We start from the raw sequence: 21,676 nt of genomic DNA on the forward strand, positions 1-21,676 counted from the left end.
CAAAGAGGATATAACTGGACAATTAAGAGTATCAATTATTCAAGAGATTCGATATACTGTGGAAGGAAAATTTGATTGGAGATACTGAATGATGGTAGAAATTGGACAAAAAGTAAAAGTCTGTCGGCTACGCGATCGCGTTTCAAATGACATTATGGACAAATTAGGAAAAGTGGGGACAGTCGAGGACTTTAAGATGACTGATGGTAGCGGTGTCGGAGCCGTTGTTACCTTTGAAGATAACAGCAGCAGTTGGTTTTTTGAAGATGAACTAAAAACAGTTGAACCAGCAAATAAATAATTGGTAATGATTTTAACGTTTCTCGGAAAAGGGGGAAGTGGTCGAAGCGCGATCGCGCTGGCAACCGCTTACCAACTCTCACAAGCAGGTAAACGAGTTCTTCTTACTACCCAAGACCCCACCACAGAATTACTGCTAGAAACTCCCATTCGCTTAGAACCCACAAGCATATCCAGTAACTTTTGGGCGGTAAATATTCGAGCTACTGCCCTTCTCGAACAAAGCTGGGAAGAAGTGAAAAAGTTAGAAGCCCAATATGTACGTTTTCCCCTGTTGGGTAATGTCTATGGTCAAGAGTTAGCAGTGTTACCAGGGATGGATCAAGCCCTTGCCCTCAATGCCCTTCGCGAGTATTACGAAAGTGGTAACTATGATGTCATTATTTTTGATGGAGCTGGGGATTTGACCACATTACGGATGTTTGCTATTCCTGAACATCTCAGTTGGTATATCCGTCGCTTTCGGGATTTATTCTTAAACTCTGACTTAGGAAAAACCATTTCTCCCTTTATTCAACCCATTAGCAATGCGGTTTTAAATGTGACCTGGACAGCAGAAGACCTCACTGATAACCCCAACGCTAGTGAAGCTAATCAAATGCTGGAACGGGGAAAAACCGCTTTAGAACAAGGGAAAGTGGCAGCCTATTTGGTAACAACAGATGATCCTTATGCGTTGAAAACCGCAAAATTCCTTTGGGGAAGTGCCCAACAGAGTGGGTTAAGGGTAGCAGGGGTGTTACTCAACCAAGAAACTACCGTGCGAGAGGTGGTTAACGAAGAATTTACCCCCTTGCCAATTACATCTTTGCCCCCCATTGATCCTGGAGAATGGATGGCTTTAGGCAATGCATTACCAGACCTGTTAGGGACGATCTCTCAAGCACCACCAACAGTTGAGATTGATCGTAACCAGCGCACGGTAAAAGTCTTTCTCCCAGGGTTTAGCAAGCAACAAGTAAAATTGAGTCAACCGAAACATCAACAAGAAATTACCATTGATGCTGGAGATCAAAGGCGTAATATTCCCCTACCTCCTCCCCTGAGAGGACAACCCGTTACCGGTGCCAAGTTTCTAGAGGATGGTCATTTATTAGTGTCTTTTTGATCAATTTTGATCACAGAGAATTTGCCTCAGCAGGGATATTTAAACCTGTTGAGCATTTTTTTTAGCATGGGTTAAAGCAGTGTTCTCAGGTTTGGATTCGTTAGAATTTAGAAAAAAGCCCTTTACTAAGATTATTAAGCTCTAATCACACACAATGGTATCTTCAACCTCTATGGCTGTACGAGAACTTCCCCTTTTTCCATTACCTGATGTCGTATTATTCCCAGGTCGTCCCCTTCCTCTCCACATCTTTGAGTTTCGTTATCGGATGATGATGAATACAATTTTAGAAAGTGATCGTCGCTTTGGTGTGTTAATGTTCGATCCCGTCAAAGGGGAAATTGCTTCGGTAGGGTGTTGTGCAGAAATTTCCCAATTTCAACGTCTCCCAGATGATCGGATGAAAGTGCTAACTCTAGGACAACAGCGATTTCGTTTGCTAGATTGGGTACGAGAAAAGCCTTATCGTGTGGGCTTAGTTGAGTGGATTGAAGATGAAGATCCTGAAACTGATTTACGTCCTTTAGCTAGTGATGTAGAAGCACTACTTAAGGATGTGGTAAAGTTATCAGCCAAATTAACTGATCAAAAAATTGAACTCCCAGATGATGTCCCTGATCTTCCGCGAGAGTTATCGTTCTGGGTAGCTAGTAATTTGTATGGAGTTGCTTCAGAGCAGCAAAGTCTGTTAGAAATGCAGGATACTCAAGCACGATTGGAACGAGAAGCGGAAATTTTAGGCTCAACTCGGAATCATCTTGCCGCTCGTACAGCCCTTAAAGATGCCTTAAATTAATAGTTGACGCAATTAAGGATGTCAGGTATGGATGCGCGATCGCGCCGAACAACTTGGGGGCTAGTGGCTCTTGCTTTACTAGGAGTAGGGGCAATTTGGGCTTTGCAGGATCGAGTAGATATTTCCCCTCCCCAAGAGATTTTAGAAGACTTAGAAAGCGAACCTGAAGTCACTTCTGAAGTCTTTTCTCTAATTACTCTTTCTGAAGAAGAAAAGCTCAGTAAATTAGAGGTAATTGCTGAAACAGGAAACGGACTTGATCCTTATCGCGCTCGTTACTTATTAGCAGTTAATGCAATAGACGCAAATCAACCTGAAACTGCTCTTGACTATCTTAATGAGTTAGAACAAGAGTATGAGGTACTTCAAGATCAGATTTTATTAAAACGTGCTGAAGCCTATGATTTAAAAGATGAAAGCGAGCAAGCTAGGGAGATTTGGTCAAATTTAATTGCAAGGGATTCTTCTGTCGCGGCAGAGGCAATGTATCACTTGGGGGCGTATGACTCCCAACACTGGGATGATTTAATCAGTGAGTTTCCTTATCATCCTCACAGTCATGAGATTATCTTACAACGTCTCGAAGAGAATCCAGAGCAACCTTTAGCACTCTTACGGACGTTGCTTTATCATGCCCCAGAAGGAGAAGAAAGAGCCAAAGGGCGCGATCGCGCAGTAGAAGAGTACGAAGAACAGCTCACCCCTGAAGATTGGGAAGTAATTGCAGAGGGGTATTGGGATACTTGGGAGTATCAAAAAGCTGCCGAAGCCTATGCTAATGCCCCAGAAACGCCAAGAAATATGTATCGCCATGCTAGAGGCTTACAAGTTAGTGGTGAAACTGAGAGTGCCAAAGACATCTATCAGCAACTGAGTAGCCGCTTTCCTGAAGCGGAGGAAACTGGCTTAGGATTACGCAATCTTGCTAGTATGGTTTCCCGTGAAGAAGCCTTATCCTACTTAGAGGAAGTGATCAATGAGTTTCCAAAACAAGCCCCTAATGCACTGATTAGCAAGGCAAATTTGCTCGAAGCAGCAGGAGAATCTCAAGCCGCCCAAGAGGCGAGACAAATCCTCTTAGAAGATTATTCTGATTCTAACCAGGTTGCCGAATATCGTTGGGAAATGGCGGAAGAGGAAGCTGATGAAGGGAACTTAAGTGAAGCAATTAATTGGGGAGAAGCGATCACCCGAGAAAATCCCAGTCATTCTAATGCCCCGAAAGCTAGCTTTTGGGTGGGAAAATGGTTACAGCAACAGGGAGATATGGAGGCGGCAAATACTGCTTGGGAAGATACCCTATCTCAATTTCCTACCTCGTATTATGCGTGGCGTTCTGCTGTTCATTTAGGGCTGCCTGTGGGAGATTTTAGCAATGTTCGTAATTTAGAACCAGAAGTGATCAAACCTAACTCACGGGCAAGACTTCCTGCGGGATCCGATGCTTTTAAGGAGCTCTATCAATTAGGGCAAGATGAGGTGGCTTGGCGTTTATGGCAAGGTGAGATCGGTAATCAGTCCTCCTTATCTATAGCAGAACAATTTACGAAGGGAGCTTTACAACAAAGACAAGGGGAATATTTACAAGGCATTAATCAAATCACCTCGTTGCGCGATCGCGATGATGAAAAGGATCTTGAAAAGTGGCAAAGTCTTCGGGAAGAAGAGATTTATTGGCATTATCTATTTCCGTTTCCCTACAATGATAGTATTATCCAATGGTCAGAGGAAAGAGAAGTAAATCCCTTATTAACCATTAGTTTAATCCGTCAAGAATCCCGTTTTGAAAAAGATATTGGTTCAGTTGTTGGGGCGAGAGGATTAATGCAGTTAATGCCTACTACAGGGGAATGGGTAGCCGAGCAAATTAACTTAAATGATTATTCTTTAACTGATCCTGATCAGAACATTCAGTTAGGCACTTGGTACTTAGCCTTTACCCATCGACAACATAACAATAATTCGATGTTAGCTATGGCAAGCTATAATGCTGGCTCAGGAAATGTTACGAATTGGATTGATCGGTTTGGGTTAGAGGATGAGGATGAATTTGTCAGACAGATTCCCTTTCCAGAGACAAAAGGGTATGTAGAAGCAGTTTTTAGTAATTATTGGAATTATTTACGGCTATATAATCCAGAAATTCGGGAGTTAATGGAAGAATAGATCATGAGGTAACAAAGATATTACTCAACCTTTCACCGTTATAGTTGTTCCAATGCAGTTCCGTAGTGCAGCCATCTTGGCTGCTACTAGCGAGCAAGATGCTCCCACTACTTTTAAGCTGCTGTTTTTTATGTGGAATCACTATAGCTGTAACAACATTCATGCCGATTCTTTCTTTTTGGCGGCTTCAACTTGAGGGTAATAACTGGCAACAATGGCAACCATTAACCACCAAACAGTACTAATTGCTGGACGATACCACACTGTATCCACTAAGCCATGAGTTAACATTCCCACGATCGCGCTAATTGCCCCAATTAACCATAATCCTTCTCGATGGTTTAACGCTTTTAAGCAACTCAATTTTCGCCACCCTTCATAAGCAAGACTTACCAAAATTCCTATAAAGGCAGTAAAGCCAATTATTCCTGTTTCCACTAAAGTTTCTAAGAAAACAGAATACGCACTTAAGGCATTAAAGTTAGGACGCTGATAAAGGGGATAAACTTGATTAAAAGCATTATTGCCCGGACCGATGCCTAACCAAGGATAATCCCGAATCATATCAATTACAGAAAACCAAACCGTTAAACGGAAATTGTTACTACTATCATCTCTTCCTGCAAAAATACTCATCACTCGCAAGCGTAGGGGTTCGACAAATGTAACAGCAGCAAATGCCAGCCCTCCCAAAATGATAAAGACAATGGGTAATAACCAAGTGCGCCAAAATGGGGGTAAATTTTGTCGGTACCAATAGTACATTAAGACTAAAAATGCTACAGCTAATCCCACTAACGCAACCCAACCGCCACGAGAACCTGTAAAGTATAAGCAACTGGTATTAACGATAATGGCTGTCACAGCTAATCCTTTTTGTATCCAAGTTCGCCAAACCCAAAAGGCCGCTAAAGAAAGCGCGATCGCGCTAATTAAATATCCTGCTAATAAATTAGGATTCCCTAAATAACTATAAACTCGGGTTGACTCGGCTAAAACGGAATCAGGATCATTCCAAGTTGCTAGGTGATCAACCCCAAAAATTTGTTGCCGAATCCCATAAACACTGACTAAAAGCGAGGTTAATAAAAACGCTGTAATTGTCCAATTTCTCAATGCCGGAGAACGCAATACTCTCGCACAAAGGGCAAACCAAACTAAATATAATGTTAGCCGAATCCAACCTTGAAACGCTGCTTCCGTAACTGGGGAAAAAGCCACTGAGATAGTTGCTGCCCCCCAATAAAAAAAGACTAGAATGTGAATCGGGGTAATCGCAATAATATCGCGATCGCTGAGAGTTAATAATCCCCAATAAGCCCCCCCTGCAATTAATAAAACTCCAACTAAAGTGGTTGAAACTAATGGCGCTAAAAGCAAGACTAACGCTACCAATAGCACCCCAATCGGTTCTGCCCATTGCAAGAGATAACTCCCCTCACGCCAAGGGTGAAATAACCCAATCAAACGGTAAACAAAACTACCACCACGCCAACTAGAAACTTGAGAACTCATCATTATCAATTTTTAAAGCTCTAACTCGGAATACAAATCCCCTAATTGCATTTCAAAGAGAAGAGAGGACAAAACAATTTTATCAGTAGCTTCAGTATATTCTGAGAATAGCCACTGTTTTTGATTAAACTTAGAATATCTTTCTACTTTTAACTGATACTGATCAATTAATAAATATTCTTCAAATGTAGGAATGCTCCGATAAGCCGTAAATTTTTCGTCTTTATCATAGCTTCTAGTAGATTGAGAAAGAATTTCTGCAATCATTAACGGATTGGTAACTGTATCATTTCGCCCTTGCTGGAGAGTAACAGGACGTTGGATCACCATCACATCAGGATAAGTGTAAATATTAAATTCTGGAATCCACAGCCGTTGATCGGCAACAAAAATGCTATAAGGTTGCCCTCGCAAACTTAATCGCAGTAGCCCATTGAGAATGCTAGCAAGTTCATTATGATTCGGTGTTCCCCCTGCCATTGGTCTAATTTCCCCATTAATGTACTCATGGCGTTCCTCTGAAGCCGTTTCCAACTCCAAATACGCCTCTGGGGAATAGATTTTCGGTTCTGATTGCGCGATCATAGCACTATAAAAAATTACTCTTGCCAAGCTGGATGAGAGAGAAGAGAGGCAAACTCACGCACTCCTCGTAATTGGTTAGACAGAGGCAAATGTCCTACTGGTGCGCTTAAATCCCAGATAAACTCATTGGGATAGCGTGTCCAAAGATTTCCTTTTTTCCAAGCAATTTTTTCCCAGAGTTTGGGGAAGTCTTTACCAAGAGACAGCCATAGTTTTCGTTGTACAGAGAAGCCAAACTTCCCTTGCGAGTAAACATACCACAACTGATCCATAGTTTTTAAGTCGGTACTGGGAAAGTTCTCCACCTCAGTGAAGTAAATCCATTTCCGTTGCATGGCTTGTTCTCCAGCCAACTCACAACGCTTAAGCAAGGTGAGGCGATCTGCTTCTTGAAATTCCCGCTTAACCAAGGCTTCTTGTAACGGAGAATAATCAATATTGCGCTCACTTTTTAGGGGAACCACTCCTTGGGGAAACTTATCCGCTAAAAATTGATTAAATTTTGGGGAATTTGCCTGATAAAGCTCAATATATGCTTCCCCTACTGCGGGAGTGGGTGATGCGCTCTCTTGCTCTAAAAACTGCCTTAAAACCTCTAATCCTACCTCGCCGAAACTTGCCAGTTCTGAAATAATCGGGAGTTGTTTCTTCAGAGATTCTGAAAATAGTTTCTCTTGTAATTCTGTTAGTTGATCAGGGGAAGGGGAATTTGTATTATCCATATTAGGTGAAAAGACAACTAGCCATCATCCATGATAGTACGATGGCTACTTTCTCACACAAGCAACCGCAAAGCGTGGGAGTCCAGCTAGGTCTTTAATAATCTCTATATTTTCATAATTACTATTTTGGGTTAGTAACTCCTTAACCAGTTCCCCTTGATCAGCCCCCATTTCTATTACCCACAACCCGTCATTTTGCAGGAATTGAGGAGCAGTAGTTATTAAATGACGAATTGCATCTAACCCATCATTTCCCCCGTCTAAAGCAATTTTCGGCTCATGTTGAGCCACTTCTGGTTGCAGTTGGGAAAGGGTTGCTGTGGGAATATAGGGAGGATTGGATACCATAACAGTGATCTTGCCCTGAACAGAGTTTAAAGGGGAAAACCATGATCCCAAATGAAACTCAAGGTTATTCGTTAGCCCTAAATGACGGGCATTTTCTTGGGCAATACTAAGGGCTTCAGAACTTTGATCCACAGCATGAATAGTCCCTTCAGGAAGGGCTTGGGCAAGTGAAAGCGCGATCGCGCCACTTCCCGTTCCTAAATCTACCCAATGTCCTGCTTTAAAAGAATCCTGAGCGCGATCGAGGGCAATTTCCACAATCATTTCTGTTTCTGGTCGCGGAATCAGCACCGCTGGAGAAACTTTTAACTGCAAATCTCGCCAAGGGGTTTCTCCTACCAAATACTGTACAGGAATACGCTGTTGTAAGCGTTTTTCCCAAAGTTGCCTTAACTCATCCCAAGCCCCTTTTAGGGGGATTTCAGAACGCTTTTTATAAGTTTCCAGTCGTAAACTCAAAGGCGTTAATCCAGCCCAAGCCTGTAACAGCCAATCCACTTCTTGCGGAGAAATGGAGTGTGCTACGGCAACCTCACGACTTTTTTGTCGCCAATGAGCTAATTCTAGACCAGAAACCATCATTACTGTTGTTGTTGTTGTTGCTGTTGAACTGACTGAATAAACTCTAAAGACTCCTGCGAGGGAACTAATTCCACTTGTTCTAATTGGGGATCATCTTCTTGTTCTAAAGTTTGTACCATCCCTTGCAAAGAAATCACGTCAATCTCAACTGAGTTGGCTTGTTCTGGTTGACTTTGTTCAAACTGCTCAATCATTCCTCGAAGCTGTTGTTTTTCAAAGAATAGAGGAATAATTTGTTGCCCATTTTGTTCAACTGTTAAATATCCCTCATCTTGACTACTACGAGCAATAAATAATGGAACCCCTTGAAAATCCTCCACTTGTTGCCCTTGTTGTTCTAAAAGAGAAACTGCTGAATTGACTTGTTCCTCTGTAGGAACATAAGCAAAGTTTAATCCCTCACCATTTTGCTGATTTTGTTGTTCTAATTGATAAATTTCTCCCAAAGAAAGAGCAACCACTTGCACCTGTTCACCTAACTCAGGATTTTCTTCTTGTAAACGACCAACAAAATCTTGAGCATCTTGCTGACTCATAAATACACCAGTTACCTGACTATCATCATCTCCCGAAGCCACTAACGGGGAACCATTTTCATCAGCAACTGTAAACACAGGAACTTGCTGTAGTTTTTGAACAATTTGTTCTTGGGGAAGGGCGATACTATTAGGAACCATACTCACCAAGAAACCAGCGACAGCACTGCTAACAACTCCTAAACGAACGCTCCAACGTAGTAATGATTTCATAATTCTCTCGACTAATTTCCTGAACTCTTGTTTATTAGCATCTTAATTCATTCTGACGATTTTTATCAATTTGCACAGAGGTTTTAGTGATACTTTGTTTACTGTCACTTGTTAAGGAACAACCTACCCTCTCAAATTGATTTTTCTGGACAAATCATGAATTTTTAATGAAATGAATTTCCTCTGAAGGCACAATTGTAATTCCTCTTCGTACTGGTTTAACAGTTTTATGGGCAAATAACTCTAAATCTAAATTTGCGAAAATTGTCCCAAATACTAACTTCATTTCATAGAGTGAAAAAGCTGCTCCGATACAAGCTCTATTGCCGCCACCAAATGGAAAGTATTCATAAGCAGTAAATTGATTCTCTAAAAATCTTTCTGGTAAAAATTGATCGGAATTCGGAAAGATTGCTTCACGATGATGCGCTAAGTAGATACAAGGCACTAAAATTGATTCTGGATTATATGACACACCATTAATCATAATTGTTTCCTTGACCACTCGTGGCTGAGAAATTAAGGCAATAGGATACAGTCTCAGTGTCTCTTTGCAAATGGCATCCAGATAGGGTAACTTAATTAAGGATTCTGGATCAGGGTTATTCTCTAAAGTGACGAACTCTGTTTTCAGTTGTTCCCACACTGGTGGCAAGGAATAGACCCAATAAAACATCCAAGCCAAAGAAGAAGCCGTGGTTTCGTGACCTAAAAATAGTAAGGTAATTAATTGATCCCTTAACTCTTGATCACTCATTTTCTTCCCAGACTCATCTTCTGCGGATAAGAGTAAACTTAAAATATCTGTTGCTTGAGAATAATCTTGCCCTCGGCGTTCCTGAATTTCTGCATAAATTAATTCATCGATCGCGCTTTGTTTTCTAATAAAATTTCCCCAAGGACTATAGTTACCTAAATCAATCTGTAATTGAGGAAAGAAAAATAAAGTAGAATACAAAGGATTCGTGATTGCTTCTAAAACTTCAGTAATTAATTGCTGTAATTGTTCTGAACGTTTCCCTGCTTTTAAGCCAAAAACTATTCGTAAAATGACTTTTAAGGTAATATCAGCCATTAATCTCCGAATTGCAAAAGGTTTTTTATGGGGAATCTTTTGGAACTCTTCTCGGGTTAGCTCACAAATTACTTCTTGATAAAAGTGCATCCGTTTTCCAGACAACGGTGGTATTAATAACTTCCGCTGACGTAAATGTTCCTCGCCATTAAGCATAATAATGGACTTATCACCAGCAAACGGACGAAAAACATGGGCAACCCTTCCTAATTCAAATATATCTGGGGGAGCAGTAAAAATTGTTTCCACTGCCTTGGGATCACCCATAAAATAAACTGGAGGAGACTTTCTTCCTAAAATTTTAGTGGCAAAGGTATCACCATAAAGGGCTTGATACTTCTTAAAAAACTGGATCGGATTTTTAATTAACTCAAACGTTTGTTGCCAAGGATGAGTTGAGAGACTAGGAGTTAATTGCTTCATTCGGGAGGAAAAATTAAAGTTCGACAGCCTGTCTTTTGACAAAGCGACCGACTCAGAAATATGGTTTAGAGCGTTTATTCTAGAAGTAACATATTATAAGTAATGAAGTCCTCTCTCAAAAAGCAAAAACTCGTTAATTTTGGCGTTGCCCCCCATGATGGTATCTTTTGTATTGGGATTTCCCCTCATGGCTTAATTTCCATAGGAGCAATTCCCCACGGTTTAATTTCCATTGGCTTAATTCCCATGGGAGTTTTTTCACTCGGTTTAGTCTCTATGGGCATCCTTTCCATTGGTCAAGTCACAATGGGATTAGTAAGTGCAGGGCAAGTTAATATGACTGTCATTGAACTCAACATAGGAGAAGAGGATGATGATTCCTCAGGAGAGATGGACAGCCATGACCATGATATGCACCACTAATACAATTTTTCCTTTTTAGTTTCCTCTAAGTGGATTGTCTGATTTTCAAGGGGTTCCATTAAAGTAGGGAAACCCGAATGCGATAAGCACGGAAATTTGGGATTTGAAGTGACAGCGCGATCGCGCATAATTTTCACAGGATACCTAGACTCAAATCGGAGGACAGTTTATGACCGTATTAGAACAAGGAAAAATTACGATTCATAGTGAAAATATTTTTCCTATTATTAAAAAGTCACTCTATACTAATCATGAAATCTTCTTACGGGAATTAATTTCTAATGCGGTGGATGCGATTAGTAAGCTCAAAATGGCATCCTTATCGGGAGAATTAAATGGTGATATTGGTGAACCCGAAATTAACATTCATCTCGATCAGGGCAAAAAACAAATCTCGGTTTCTGATAATGGCATTGGCATGACTGCCGAGGAAATCAAAAAATATATTAACCAGGTTGCTTTTTCTAGTGCTGAAGATTTTATCAAAAAATATCAAAATCAAGAGAACCAATTAATCGGTCATTTTGGACTGGGATTTTATTCCTGTTTCATGGTGGCTGAAAAAGTAGAAATTGATACCCTATCTTATAAAGAAGGGTCGCAAGCAGTTCATTGGAGTTGTGATGGTTCCCCCGAATTTCAGTTAGAAGAATCAGATCGTAAAACTCGTGGCACAACGATTACCGTTACCCTTTTAGACGAAGAAAAAGAATACGCAGAACAACAACGGATTCGACAATTAGTTAAAACCTACTGCGACTTTATGCCTGTTCCCATCAAACTCGATGGGGAAACCATTAACCGCCAGCGTGCTATTTGGAAAGAATCTCCACAGGATTTAACCGACGAAGATTATCTCGAATTTTATCGTTATTTATATCCCTATCAAGAAGAACCCTTACTCTGGGTTCACTTAAACACTGATTATCCCTTTTTACTCAGTGGCATCCTTTATTTCCCCAAATTAAAGCCTGATGTGGATGTTAGTCGCGGACATATTAAACTCTTCTGTAATCAAGTTTTTGTCAGTGATAATTGTGAGGAAATCATTCCTGAATTTTTACTCCCTCTACGCGGTGTCATTGATAGCCCTGATATTCCCCTAAATGTTTCTCGAAGTGCTTTAACCGCTAATCGTACTGTTCGCCAAATTGCTAATTATATTGCCAAAAAAATCGGCGATCGCTTGAAATCTCTTTATGAAGATAATCCCAAGAAATATATCCAAAGTTGGGAAGATTTAGGCACTTTTGTCAAGTATGGCGCATTGCGAGATGAGAAATTCAAAAAACAAGTTGAAGACTTAATTATCTTCCGTACCACAGCCGATTTAGGTGATAATACGCCACAAGTAGAGGTACAAAGTGAATCAGGAGATGCTTGGCAAGATGCGACTCCCACCACAAACGCCACTGATGATAATGGCTATTATTACACTACCTTAAAAGATTATCTGGAACGGAATAAAGAGAAACATGAGAATCGGGTTTTCTACTGTACTGATCCTTCCACCCAAAGCACTTATGTTGACCTTTATAAAAAACAAGGGATGGAAGTCCTCTTTATGGACTCATTTATTGACAATAACTACTTCATTCCTTTCTTAGAACAAGAGTATTCTAACCTGCAATTTACTCGGGTTGATGCGGAGTTAGATGATACCTTAGTGGATAATGATCAATCAGGAGAAATTGTTGATCCGCAAACCAATAAAACCCGTAATGAAGTGGTGAAGGAATTATTTGAAAGCGCGATCGATAATTCTAAAGTTAACGTTAAACCCCAAGCCATTAAAGGAGATGATCCCAATAATGCACCGCCAGCGATGGTACTTTTACCTGAAGCCATGCGACGGATGCAGGAAATGACGGCTTTAATTCAACAACAGTCAATGCAGTTCCCTGAAGAACACGTTTTGGTAGTTAATACGGCTCATCCCCTCATCCAAAATATTGTTAAACTAAATCAAGGAGGGATCATTCAAAGTAGCACTGGTGAATCTTCCTCTAGTGAGTTAGCAAAAATGATGTGTCGTCACGTTTATGATCTTGCATTAATGGCACAAAAAGCCTTTGATGCTGAGGGAATGCAGCAATTTATTGAGCGTTCTAATCAGGTGCTAACTCGTCTTACGAAATAAGTAGCGTCGCAAGTAGGTGGGAACTACCCACCTCAGGTGATCAGGTGAAAAACATGGCTAGCCTTCAGGAAAAACGCCCTCAAAATACCCCCGGAGAATTTTTTGTCGATAGTAGTTGTATTGACTGTGATACTTGTCGCTGGATGACTCCCACCGTTTTTAATCGTCAAGATGGACAGTCAGCAGTTTATCATCAACCCCAAACCGAAGCAGAAAGGTTACAATCTTTGCAAGCCCTCTTAGCCTGTCCCACCGCTTCAATTGGGACGAAAGAGAAACCAAAAGATATTAAAAAAGCCCAAGAAAGTTTCCCCCTTCCTATTACAGAAGAAATTTATCATTGTGGCTATCATGCAGAATCCTCTTTTGGTGCAACCAGTTATTTAATTCAACGCCGAGAAGGGAATATTTTAGTGGATTCTCCTCGATTTGCGCCGCCATTAGTAAAACAATTAGAGAAAATGGGCGGCGTGGATTTAATGTATTTGACGCACCAAGATGATGTGGCCGATCATCGTAAGTTTCAGGAACATTTTCACTGCGATCGCGCTTTACATGAAGATGAAATTACCGCCGACACCGAAGATGTAGAAATTAAACTCACTGGGAATGATCCGATCTCCCTTGCGCCTGACTTAAAAATTATTCCCGTACCTGGGCATACCAAAGGACACACAGTATTACTCTATCGCAATAAATTTCTCTTTACAGGAGATCACCTTGCTTGGTCTGATTCCTTACAACAGCTAATTGCTTTCCGTCGCGTTTGTTGGTACTCATGGGAAGAATTACAACAGTCTATGGAAAAGTTAACTCACTATTCTTTTGAGTGGGTATTACCCGGACATGGGCGACGCTATCATGCTGATCCTGAAACCATGCAACAGCAGTTACAAAAATGTATCACTTGGATGCCAACAGTGGCTTAATCTTATCACCGTTTCTATCTCAAGAAGACAACAAAAAATCACAAGGGTTTCGAGATATTGAGGAGAAGATAGAATTAGTAGATTATTGTCTATATTACTAGAAGCGCATTAACGCATTAACACAAATACACAAGCCAAATCCTTACTTGCTTGACTTAATTAACCTGTTGTTTTTAAGTATTCATGTATTAATGACTTTAGTTGTTTTAGTTGACGTTCTCTTTCATGTAGTTCCTGCTCTAGTTTCTCAATTAAGGGATTACCAAAAAGATAAAATCCCACATTCACTAAATTCGCTGTTTTTAATCCCCCAATTAAAACTTTTTCTTTTTTATAAGAGTCATCAATATCAAGTATTTGGGTTAAAGCATCTTTACAGTTAAAATGATCGTCAAAATAATTATGACAAAAAGCAAGACCTAAGTAAGCAAATGCTAGTCTTTCTTGTTCTTCAATAGTTATTGCTTCATTAAATTTACTTCTAGCTTCACGAACTAGATTAGGTCTTTCTTGTTCTGGTGCATTTTTTGCTTGTTTTAATGCTCTTATACCAGAATCAAGTTTTGCCTTTCCTAATTTGTCAATTTTTTTGTCTATTGATTCAACCACCCCAAGATAAGCTGTGATTTTTTCTACTATACTTATAGCGTTAAAAATACGAGCCACATTCATTATTGTTTTTTTTAAATTACAAATCACTAACATCTTTGTATATTTTGTCAACTAAGTTATTGATATTTTCAGGTTGATCATAAACACCATGATCTAAATCCATTACTGTATCACAACGATGGCAATAAAAAAGATTAGACCAAATTTTCTCTTTTTCTTTGTTTTGCCTTTTTATTTCTTCTCGGGATGTTCGCTTAAATTTATCTTGTTTTATTTTTGCTTCTTTTTCTATTTCTGCTATTTCCTCATCTATGTTTTCTATTTCTATTTTTAATCTATCTATTTCATCATTTATTTTCTTTTCTCTTCCTTCAGCCTTTATTTTCTCTAATTTTTTTTCGTCATTTGTCTTTTTTCTTTTTTTTCTTTCGCTGTCTATATATAATGCCATGAAAAAGGCTATCAAAAAAGAGCCTACTATTAATAATATTATAAAAACAATAACGCCCAACAAACCACCAATATTTTCTCCTAACGAAGTCACATAATATAGCAAACCAAAAAATAATAAAATATAAAATAAAGCTAATAAAGGAGCCGGTATTATTTCCTGTTGTTTTTTTACTTTTTCTTTTAATTTCTCAATATTTTCTAGTTCTTCTTCAAGTGTTTTTATTTTTGTGTCTAATTCGCTTTTTTTATTTCTTTTCGCACCATAAATTTCTAAATTTATAAAATCATTTAATTCAGTGTCTCTAGGTTCTTTGACATAAATTTCACCTAATCTTTCTGCCAAACGGGTTTGTGACTTAATAACTACATTTTTATTTTCTGTTAATAATTCACTAATAGTTGGATTTTTAGTAAAGTCATTTTTTTCTTTATATTCAGCTTCTGTTCCACTTTCAAATATACCGCGTACAATTTGGATATTATCAGAACCGCATTTAACACACCGAAATTCAGACATACTAATTATCTCCCCTTACTTGATTTGACCATCAATGATAACTATTTTTCACTAATGGGGGATTAATGATCGAGAATTTGTAAATTATTTTATAATAAAGCGATTAAGAGTGACCTATACCATAAGCAAATCATCTTCCTCAAGTAAAAGTTCTAACACTTCTTGACCATTTTTAGCGGCTTCTTCGTAGCTGTTTCCGTGAGTTCGATAAGTTTGTTCAGGAAAATTGGGAAGATGAACAAGATAACAGTTGTCTTCTTCTGACCAAACAATGAGCATTTGATATCTAAGATCATTCATTTTTCTTCTCCAGACTGTTGTTTAATGAGTTTGATCGGTTGTTTGACCTCTTTTTCTTGATAAGGTTTAGCATCATCCCCATCCTTCTTTACTAATACTAGAAGCGGTGTCTCCCATTAAAACTAGCGTTGGTTGAGTAATTTGCGCGATCGCGCTTTTTTCAACAAACCCTAATTATTAAATGGAGAATAGGGGACTCGAACCCCTGACCTCTGCGGTGCGATCGCAGCGCTCTACCAACTGAGCTAATTCCCCGATCAGCTTTCTATGGTAACATCTGCAAAGTGTTGTTTGACTCGTTCGATTTCTAATTCTTGCAAATAATCAACACTCCAATCTGCTTGGCGTTGAATCATGTGGAAGGGATAAGTATTAGCAACGCCTACCACCTGCATTTGCGCTCGTTTCGCTGCTTCAATTCCACTGGGAGTATCTTCGATCACCAGACAGTTTTCTGGCTTTAAGTTTAAATCTGCATATTGCTGGTTTAATTTTTCAACCGCCGTGAGATACCCTTCAGGATCAGGCTTACTGGCTGTAATGTCATCACTGGTAATAATCACAGCAAAGGCATTACTAATTTTCAGCCGTTCTAAAATGTATTCTACATCCTGTCGTCGTGCCCCAGTGACAAGGGCTAATATTAAACCACTCCCCCATAAATCACGGATAAAGGATTCAATTCCGGGATAAATAGGTAACTCTTCTTGGGCTTCTAAAGTTTGACGATATTTTGTGGCTTTTTTCTCTAACAGTTGTTCGAGATACTCTTGGGTGACAACGCGACCACGACGCTCTAAAATACTAGCTAAACAAGCGCGATCGCTGCGTCCTAAGCATACCTCATTATGTTCTTTGGCATCAGGACGTAAATTTTCTCCCAATAAAATCTCTTCAATTAATTCTTGATGAAGAGACTCATCATTAATAATTACGCCATTAAAATCAAATAAGACTGCTTTTAAACTCATCTTTAAGCTGGTGCAGGGTTTACAGGTATATCCTCGTTTGTTTCTTCCCTTACCGTAGCAGGAGAGGATACTGGAAGCGGTTTAATGCCGACATTGGCTTGATGAACTCCCCAAATGGTATGGGTTGCAGTTGCTTCAAATCCCGCGTTTTCTAACCAAGTCTCCACATTTTCTTGGGCATACTCTTGGATATAAGGCTCTTCAAAGATATTAGTCAACCAATCAGCAAAACGCAAGGTATTTTGATTACCGTCAAGCAATAAAAATTGTCCGCCGCCTTTGAGTAACCGAAAAGACTCTCGCAGAATCGCTTTACTGATAGTTACAGGAGTTTCATGGAAAAGAAGGGAGGCGGTAACGAGATCAAAACTTTCTCCCTGTAACCCTGTATCTTCTGCTTTACCATGACACCATTGAATCGGAAGCCCTTTTGCTTTCCGTTGCGCCATAATCAGCATATACGGCGATAAATCTAAACCAATGACTTGGGCGTTTGGGAACTTTTCTTGCAGTAAAACGGTGGTTGATCCGGTACCACAGCCTAAATCTAAAATGCGTCTGGGTTCTCCTTGTACCAATTTAATCGCATCTTCTCGCACCCATGTTTCATTGGGAGGAACGAAGTATTGGGTAATGGGATCATAGCTAACAGCTGCGTCAGGGGTAAGATATCCCCCAGAAATACCATGAAAGTTTTGCGATTGGTAGTAATTCGGATATTCTAGATTAGAGTTAGCAAGACGATCGCGCTCTTGTTCCCAATTAATACTATCTTTTAACTGCTTCAGTTGTTCTTGGTCAATGAGGTGACTAAAAATCGGGCTTAAAAATTGTTCCCACAGGGTATCAGTGCGTGTCGTCATTTTCTCTCTTATCCATCCAAGATCGGCTTTGAATCAATTTTAACGACTCGTCTATGCCAAAAACATCAGTTACTCAAAAAGCAATTATCTGTGGCTATTACGGACAAAATAATGTTGGTGATGACGCACTGTTAATGAGTTTACTTGCCATGCTTCCCTCTCACATTAAACCATTAGTCTTATCAGGTAATCCCCAACAAACTCGGGAACAGTTACAAGTCGAGGCACTTCCCAATCGTTCCGCTTTTTCCATTTTAGACGCGCTAAAGCAGGGAGATCTCTTTATTTGGGGAGGGGGAAGTTTAATGCAAGATGCTACCAGTTTCCGTAACCCGATTTATTATGGGGGATTAATGGCGCTAGCGCAACAACGAGGCTTAAAAAGTATCGCATGGGCGCAAGGGGTGGGCCCACTACGGTTTCCCTTGTCTCGCTGGATTACTCGCAAAGCCTTAATGGGATGTGATAGCATTAGTGTGCGCGATCGCGCTTCAGCAGAGTTATTAAGTAATTGGGGATTATCGCCTCTCATTGCCCCTGATCCCGTTTGGGCGTTAGATCGAGAACCTTTCCCCGAATTATGGAAATTACCAGCTCCCCGTATTGCCGTTACTTTACGAGAACACCCTCAACTCACCACAGGAAAAATTAGAGACTTAACCACTGCCCTAATTTCCTTACAAAAAGCCACCGATACTTGCATTTTACTGGTTCCCTTTCAACCGAAAGATCACCCGATAGCAGAAGCGATAGCAGATCAAATTCCGCAACCGAAAGCCGTGATTAAAAATGAATCTCCCACTCGCTTAAAAACGCTATTTCGTGGCGTAGAAATGGCAATTGGAATGCGCTATCACAGTTTAATTCTTGCAGCTTCGGAAGAGTGTCGCTGTTTTGCCCTGAGTTATGATCCCAAAATTAAGGAACTCATGAGTGAGTGGGAAATGCCAGGATGGGAGATGGGAGAGATTCCTGATGATCCCAAAGTCATTACTAAGGCTTGGATCGAACATTATGCCAATGGAGAGGCTTTAACCCCTGATCAAATTCAATCGCAGCGCGATCGCGCTTTTATGCACCAAGAGTTATTAACCCATTGCTAACGCCATTTTGTGGAAACAGCAGGGTAGTCCTTTTTAAAGAGGGAGAAACGTCGATCTAAACAAGCTAAAACCGCCAAGCGTTCAGGTTCTTGCCATTGTTTTCCCAGAATATAATACCCCCCGTTTTGACGAGTTAATTTAACACCAACTAACCGTAAAACGTGACGAAATACCTGAATCGGTGTTGCTTGTTTAGCTGTTACTTTTACTGTCGAAGCTAAAGTAGTTTCTTGAATTTTATGTTGCAACTGTTGTAATTCTGGAGAGTGATTTGTCCAACATTTTTCAGACGCTAATAAAGGAGGTAAATTGAGGCTAATTAATCCTTGAATCAGAGATAACTGTTGATACACCTTTGAACTTAAATTAGGTTCAATTCCTGAATACCAAAAAGACTGCATCATCTCCTGAGCAATTTCGGGATGATAAATCAACCACAATCGTTCTTGTTTTGTAATAAAATCGCGATCATCATAAAAAACTTTTTTAATAAAATGGGGTGTCCAAATAGAACTTTTTTCGATATTAGGAAGTTGTTTTTTTAGTAATTCTTGTTCAAGTTTACCCTGTTGTGTTTTTCCTTGATAAATTGTCTCTGCATTTTTTAATTTAATCGCCTCTTTTGCTTCTTTTTCCTGTTGTTTCGCATCGGAAGATCTATCTAAGGTAACTAATTCCACTTCATGACCTTCCTGAAGCAAAATTTGATACAAAGATTCCCAAAGATAAGACTGTTGATGATTATGAATCGCTCTTAAAATACAAAATGTTTGATGATGATTATCTTGCGTTGCATCTGTCACCTCTTTAATAAATTCTTCTACCACTGCTGTAGTATCGTCACCTGCTAAAAGCGTATTTCCTGTTTTTAAGATTAACGATTGAATTGCTTCCAATAATGGTTCTGGAAATTGAAACTGAACTGTTTGCTTATTGAGTTGCCCATAATGAGAACACCAAAGCCAGCGAGTAACATCCACATCTCGTAACCGACTCATCATTTGTAATTGAGCATTGGTTTGGAGAACGCCAAAAAAGAGACAAAATTGATCACTAAAATAGTTCTTGAGACTAATATCAATTCCCGCCTCCGCAGCCGGGGTATAAATTAAATAATCAGGGCAGTGAGTGGTAATATACTGATTAGGAGATTTGAGAAAGGTTTGAATTTCAGGCTCGGAAATGGTTTTAGAATCAATCCGTATTCCCTGCTTTCCAGTGTCGGCTAAAAGTTGATCTAAGGCTTCTGCTTCCAGTTGACTATCAGTACAGATAACTGGCTTTGATGATAGCCACAATTGTTGTAATAAGGCAGAGCGATCGCTGCGTTTTTTGTTTCCTTTTTCATCATACGTATCTTGGAGAAACTTCACTTGTAAGGGTGTCCCTTGATAACAATTTTCCACTTTAATCAAAGGGCGATCGCGTCCGGCTAACTGATAAAGATAGTCCACACACCAATCTGTTAACATCCCATCTAAACAAAAAATCCGTTTTGCTTGTTGAAGGGCTTCCCCAAAGCGTTGGAGAATTTTGTCTCGCTTCTGTTTTAGCGTGTCGCCCGTTAAAAGATGAGTCACCACAGCTATAGCTTCATCAAGAATGATATTTTTACCGGCAAAGGCTTCAGGAGAAAAATGGTGTAAACTATCCACACATAGGGCAAGCTGGGAATTGGGAACGTTAATGAGATCAAAGGCTTGTTCGGTTTGGAGATGAACAAAGCCCCAACGCTGAGAAGACTGGAGTAAGAGGGAATTGCGATGTCCGAGGGCTAACCAGCCTTCGTCTCTGAGTTCCGCCACAACTTGCGCTAACCAAGTGGTTTTCCCACTGCCTAACCTTGATTTAACGGCCATGAGAGTGCCTTCGGAGGGAGTTTCCCAATTAAAATAAGGTTGATTAATGATCTCGGTTGCTTCATAGGTTTGATGAGGTGTAGCGAGATGGGGATCTAACCCTGCTTCCGTGGCTAATTCGGTGGCTAACGTCTGCACGGTTTTCCCTCTAGGGAGTCCATTTCCCCCCTGTAAAAAGTGGCGATATTGTAACGCCCCGCCCCCCACTTCACAGCCAAAGCAATACCATTCTCCTGTGTGACGATTTACGGTAAACGCCGTTCCACTTTGCGATTGATGTCTTGGGCAATAACCGCGCCATGTTTCCCCGATTTCCTGAAATTGATGTCCTGACCAGTGATAAATTTCTTCTAGGCTAAGGCGACTGGTTGCTTTATCAATAATTTGGCTTAATTGACTATTCCCCGTAACTCCAGTGTAGATTGAGCGTATCCCGCTTCCAGAAGCAGGAGATTTGGTTTTGCCTTGTGGAGAATAGGTTGGGTCTAGAAATTCACACAGCCAAGTGGGCGCGATCGCGATTTCTTGGTCTTCAGGCGACAGCAACCACCGATACTCCCCAGTTTGCCGATGAAAGGACGGCGGTAACACTGATTGATGCTGATTATAACGAAATTCCAGTAATTCCCCTGCACAGGTTGTCACCGTCTCCCATTCCGTCAAGGTTTTCCGTCGAAAGGACTGTAACCTCTCTCGATAGGCTTGAGGAATTTGATAAAGCAGTTGGCGGCGACCGGGTTTTCCCGATGTCCAAGTTACCGTTTCTGGCAGTGACTCTTGGGCTAAAGCCTTTAATAATCGGTCAGCGCTGCTGCCATCAATATCAACAGCGAGCAGCCCCTCAGAGGGATCTCCTAATCTTAACCCATAGCCCGAACAAAAAGCATGATAGGGTTGACCAGTGCGCTTACTAACCCGTTGTTCTCCCTCCTGTAATAGCCTCGCAATCTCTTGGTGGGGGATAAAGGGTTCTTGTTGCCATCCTTCGCGATAAGGACGTTTTTCCCAGAGAGGGGTTAAACTCCAATGGGAGGGGATTTGTTTCAAACAAGCCGCGATCGCGCTCGCATGGGGAACAGGCTGAAAAGGAGTCCAATCAGTCATAGCAGTGGCAAGATAACAACGGAGTCACTACTA

20 protein-coding genes and 1 tRNA gene are annotated in these 21,676 nt (G+C 40.4%); 8 read left to right on the plus strand and 13 right to left on the minus strand.

The annotated features are described in order from the left end of the window. Positions 1-88 precede the first annotated feature (88 nt). From petP to FRE64_RS04750, 4 genes are all read left to right on the plus strand, one after another. Positions 89-301 (plus strand): cytochrome b6f subunit PetP, encoded by a 213-nt coding sequence (gene petP, locus FRE64_RS04735; RefSeq protein ID WP_146294900.1) that lies wholly within the window; start codon positions 89-91, stop codon positions 299-301. Further along, the gene (locus tag FRE64_RS04740; protein WP_222597859.1) at positions 302-1,408 is read left to right on the plus strand and encodes a Get3/ArsA fold putative tail anchor-mediating ATPase NosAFP; all 1,107 of its coding nucleotides are present in this window, start codon (positions 302-304) and stop codon (positions 1,406-1,408) included. A 154-nt stretch (positions 1,409-1,562) separates the two neighbouring features. Beyond that, on the plus strand, positions 1,563-2,204 hold the full coding sequence (locus tag FRE64_RS04745; protein ID WP_146294902.1) for an LON peptidase substrate-binding domain-containing protein: 642 nt from the start codon (positions 1,563-1,565) through the stop codon (positions 2,202-2,204). Positions 2,205-2,222: 18 nt separating this feature from the next. After that, positions 2,223-4,370 carry a lytic transglycosylase domain-containing protein gene (locus FRE64_RS04750; RefSeq protein WP_222597860.1) on the plus strand — a complete coding sequence of 716 codons (2,148 nt, stop codon included), beginning with the start codon at positions 2,223-2,225 and terminating at the stop codon, positions 4,368-4,370. Between the two features lie 159 nt (positions 4,371-4,529). On the opposite strand, the gene FRE64_RS04755 is transcribed toward FRE64_RS04750, so the two are convergent. The 6 genes from FRE64_RS04755 to FRE64_RS04780 all read right to left on the minus strand — a co-directional run bounded on the left by FRE64_RS04755 (position 4,530) and on the right by FRE64_RS04780 (position 10,369). Next, positions 4,530-5,888 carry an IctB family putative bicarbonate transporter gene (locus FRE64_RS04755; RefSeq protein WP_146294903.1) on the minus strand — a complete coding sequence of 453 codons (1,359 nt, stop codon included), beginning with the start codon at positions 5,886-5,888 and terminating at the stop codon, positions 4,530-4,532. Positions 5,889-5,897: 9 nt separating this feature from the next. After that, on the minus strand, positions 5,898-6,470 hold the full coding sequence (locus FRE64_RS04760; protein ID WP_146294904.1) for a Uma2 family endonuclease: 573 nt from the start codon (positions 6,468-6,470) through the stop codon (positions 5,898-5,900). Between the two features lie 14 nt (positions 6,471-6,484). Continuing rightward, positions 6,485-7,192, minus strand: a complete 708-nt coding sequence (locus FRE64_RS04765) for a GUN4 domain-containing protein (protein ID WP_146294905.1) — start codon at positions 7,190-7,192, stop codon at positions 6,485-6,487. A gap of 45 nt (positions 7,193-7,237) precedes the next feature. Further along, on the minus strand, positions 7,238-8,119 hold the full coding sequence (gene prmC, locus FRE64_RS04770) for a peptide chain release factor N(5)-glutamine methyltransferase (protein WP_146297282.1): 882 nt from the start codon (positions 8,117-8,119) through the stop codon (positions 7,238-7,240). Positions 8,120-8,121: 2 nt separating this feature from the next. Further along, entirely contained in the window at positions 8,122-8,871 is a 750-nt protein-coding gene (locus tag FRE64_RS04775) for a Tic22 family protein (RefSeq protein WP_146294906.1), read from the minus strand. A 154-nt stretch (positions 8,872-9,025) separates the two neighbouring features. Next, the gene (locus FRE64_RS04780) at positions 9,026-10,369 is read right to left on the minus strand and encodes a cytochrome P450 (protein ID WP_146294907.1); all 1,344 of its coding nucleotides are present in this window, start codon (positions 10,367-10,369) and stop codon (positions 9,026-9,028) included. Between the two features lie 102 nt (positions 10,370-10,471). Between FRE64_RS04780 and FRE64_RS04785 the strand changes: the two genes are divergently transcribed. The 3 genes from FRE64_RS04785 to FRE64_RS04795 all read left to right on the plus strand — a co-directional run bounded on the left by FRE64_RS04785 (position 10,472) and on the right by FRE64_RS04795 (position 13,861). Continuing rightward, the gene (locus FRE64_RS04785) at positions 10,472-10,792 is read left to right on the plus strand and encodes a hypothetical protein (RefSeq protein ID WP_146294908.1); all 321 of its coding nucleotides are present in this window, start codon (positions 10,472-10,474) and stop codon (positions 10,790-10,792) included. 169 nt (positions 10,793-10,961) lie between these two features. Then, positions 10,962-12,932, plus strand: coding sequence for a molecular chaperone HtpG (htpG, locus tag FRE64_RS04790; RefSeq protein WP_146294909.1), 1,971 nt, complete (start codon positions 10,962-10,964; stop codon positions 12,930-12,932). Between the two features lie 53 nt (positions 12,933-12,985). Further along, positions 12,986-13,861 (plus strand): MBL fold metallo-hydrolase, encoded by an 876-nt coding sequence (locus FRE64_RS04795; RefSeq protein ID WP_146294910.1) that lies wholly within the window; start codon positions 12,986-12,988, stop codon positions 13,859-13,861. 159 nt (positions 13,862-14,020) lie between these two features. Here the strand turns inward: FRE64_RS04795 and FRE64_RS04800 are convergent, their stop codons facing one another. From FRE64_RS04800 to FRE64_RS04825, 6 genes are all read right to left on the minus strand, one after another. Then, positions 14,021-14,533, minus strand: coding sequence for a hypothetical protein (locus FRE64_RS04800; protein ID WP_146294911.1), 513 nt, complete (start codon positions 14,531-14,533; stop codon positions 14,021-14,023). A gap of 16 nt (positions 14,534-14,549) precedes the next feature. Beyond that, a complete protein-coding gene (locus FRE64_RS17395) occupies positions 14,550-15,443 on the minus strand; it encodes an AAA family ATPase (RefSeq protein ID WP_186708975.1) in 894 nt (297 codons plus the stop codon). 114 nt (positions 15,444-15,557) lie between these two features. Beyond that, positions 15,558-15,743 carry a type II toxin-antitoxin system HicB family antitoxin gene (locus FRE64_RS04810; protein WP_146294912.1) on the minus strand — a complete coding sequence of 62 codons (186 nt, stop codon included), beginning with the start codon at positions 15,741-15,743 and terminating at the stop codon, positions 15,558-15,560. A gap of 182 nt (positions 15,744-15,925) precedes the next feature. Further along, positions 15,926-15,998, minus strand: a tRNA-Ala gene (locus FRE64_RS04815). Positions 15,999-16,000: 2 nt separating this feature from the next. Continuing rightward, positions 16,001-16,714 (minus strand): HAD family hydrolase, encoded by a 714-nt coding sequence (locus FRE64_RS04820; protein WP_146294913.1) that lies wholly within the window; start codon positions 16,712-16,714, stop codon positions 16,001-16,003. A 2-nt stretch (positions 16,715-16,716) separates the two neighbouring features. After that, a complete protein-coding gene (locus tag FRE64_RS04825) occupies positions 16,717-17,577 on the minus strand; it encodes a class I SAM-dependent methyltransferase (RefSeq protein WP_146294914.1) in 861 nt (286 codons plus the stop codon). A gap of 53 nt (positions 17,578-17,630) precedes the next feature. Between FRE64_RS04825 and csaB the strand changes: the two genes are divergently transcribed. Then, positions 17,631-18,680, plus strand: coding sequence for a polysaccharide pyruvyl transferase CsaB (gene csaB / locus FRE64_RS04830; RefSeq protein WP_146294915.1), 1,050 nt, complete (start codon positions 17,631-17,633; stop codon positions 18,678-18,680). Here csaB and FRE64_RS04835 read toward each other — a convergent pair. Next, positions 18,677-21,643 carry a plasmid replication protein, CyRepA1 family gene (locus FRE64_RS04835; protein ID WP_146294916.1) on the minus strand — a complete coding sequence of 989 codons (2,967 nt, stop codon included), beginning with the start codon at positions 21,641-21,643 and terminating at the stop codon, positions 18,677-18,679. The genes csaB and FRE64_RS04835 overlap by 4 nt on opposite strands. Between the last annotated feature and the right edge of the window lie 33 nt (positions 21,644-21,676).

The organism is Euhalothece natronophila Z-M001, from assembly GCF_007904085.1.
GTDB lineage: Bacteria > Cyanobacteriota > Cyanobacteriia > Cyanobacteriales > Rubidibacteraceae > Halothece > Halothece natronophila.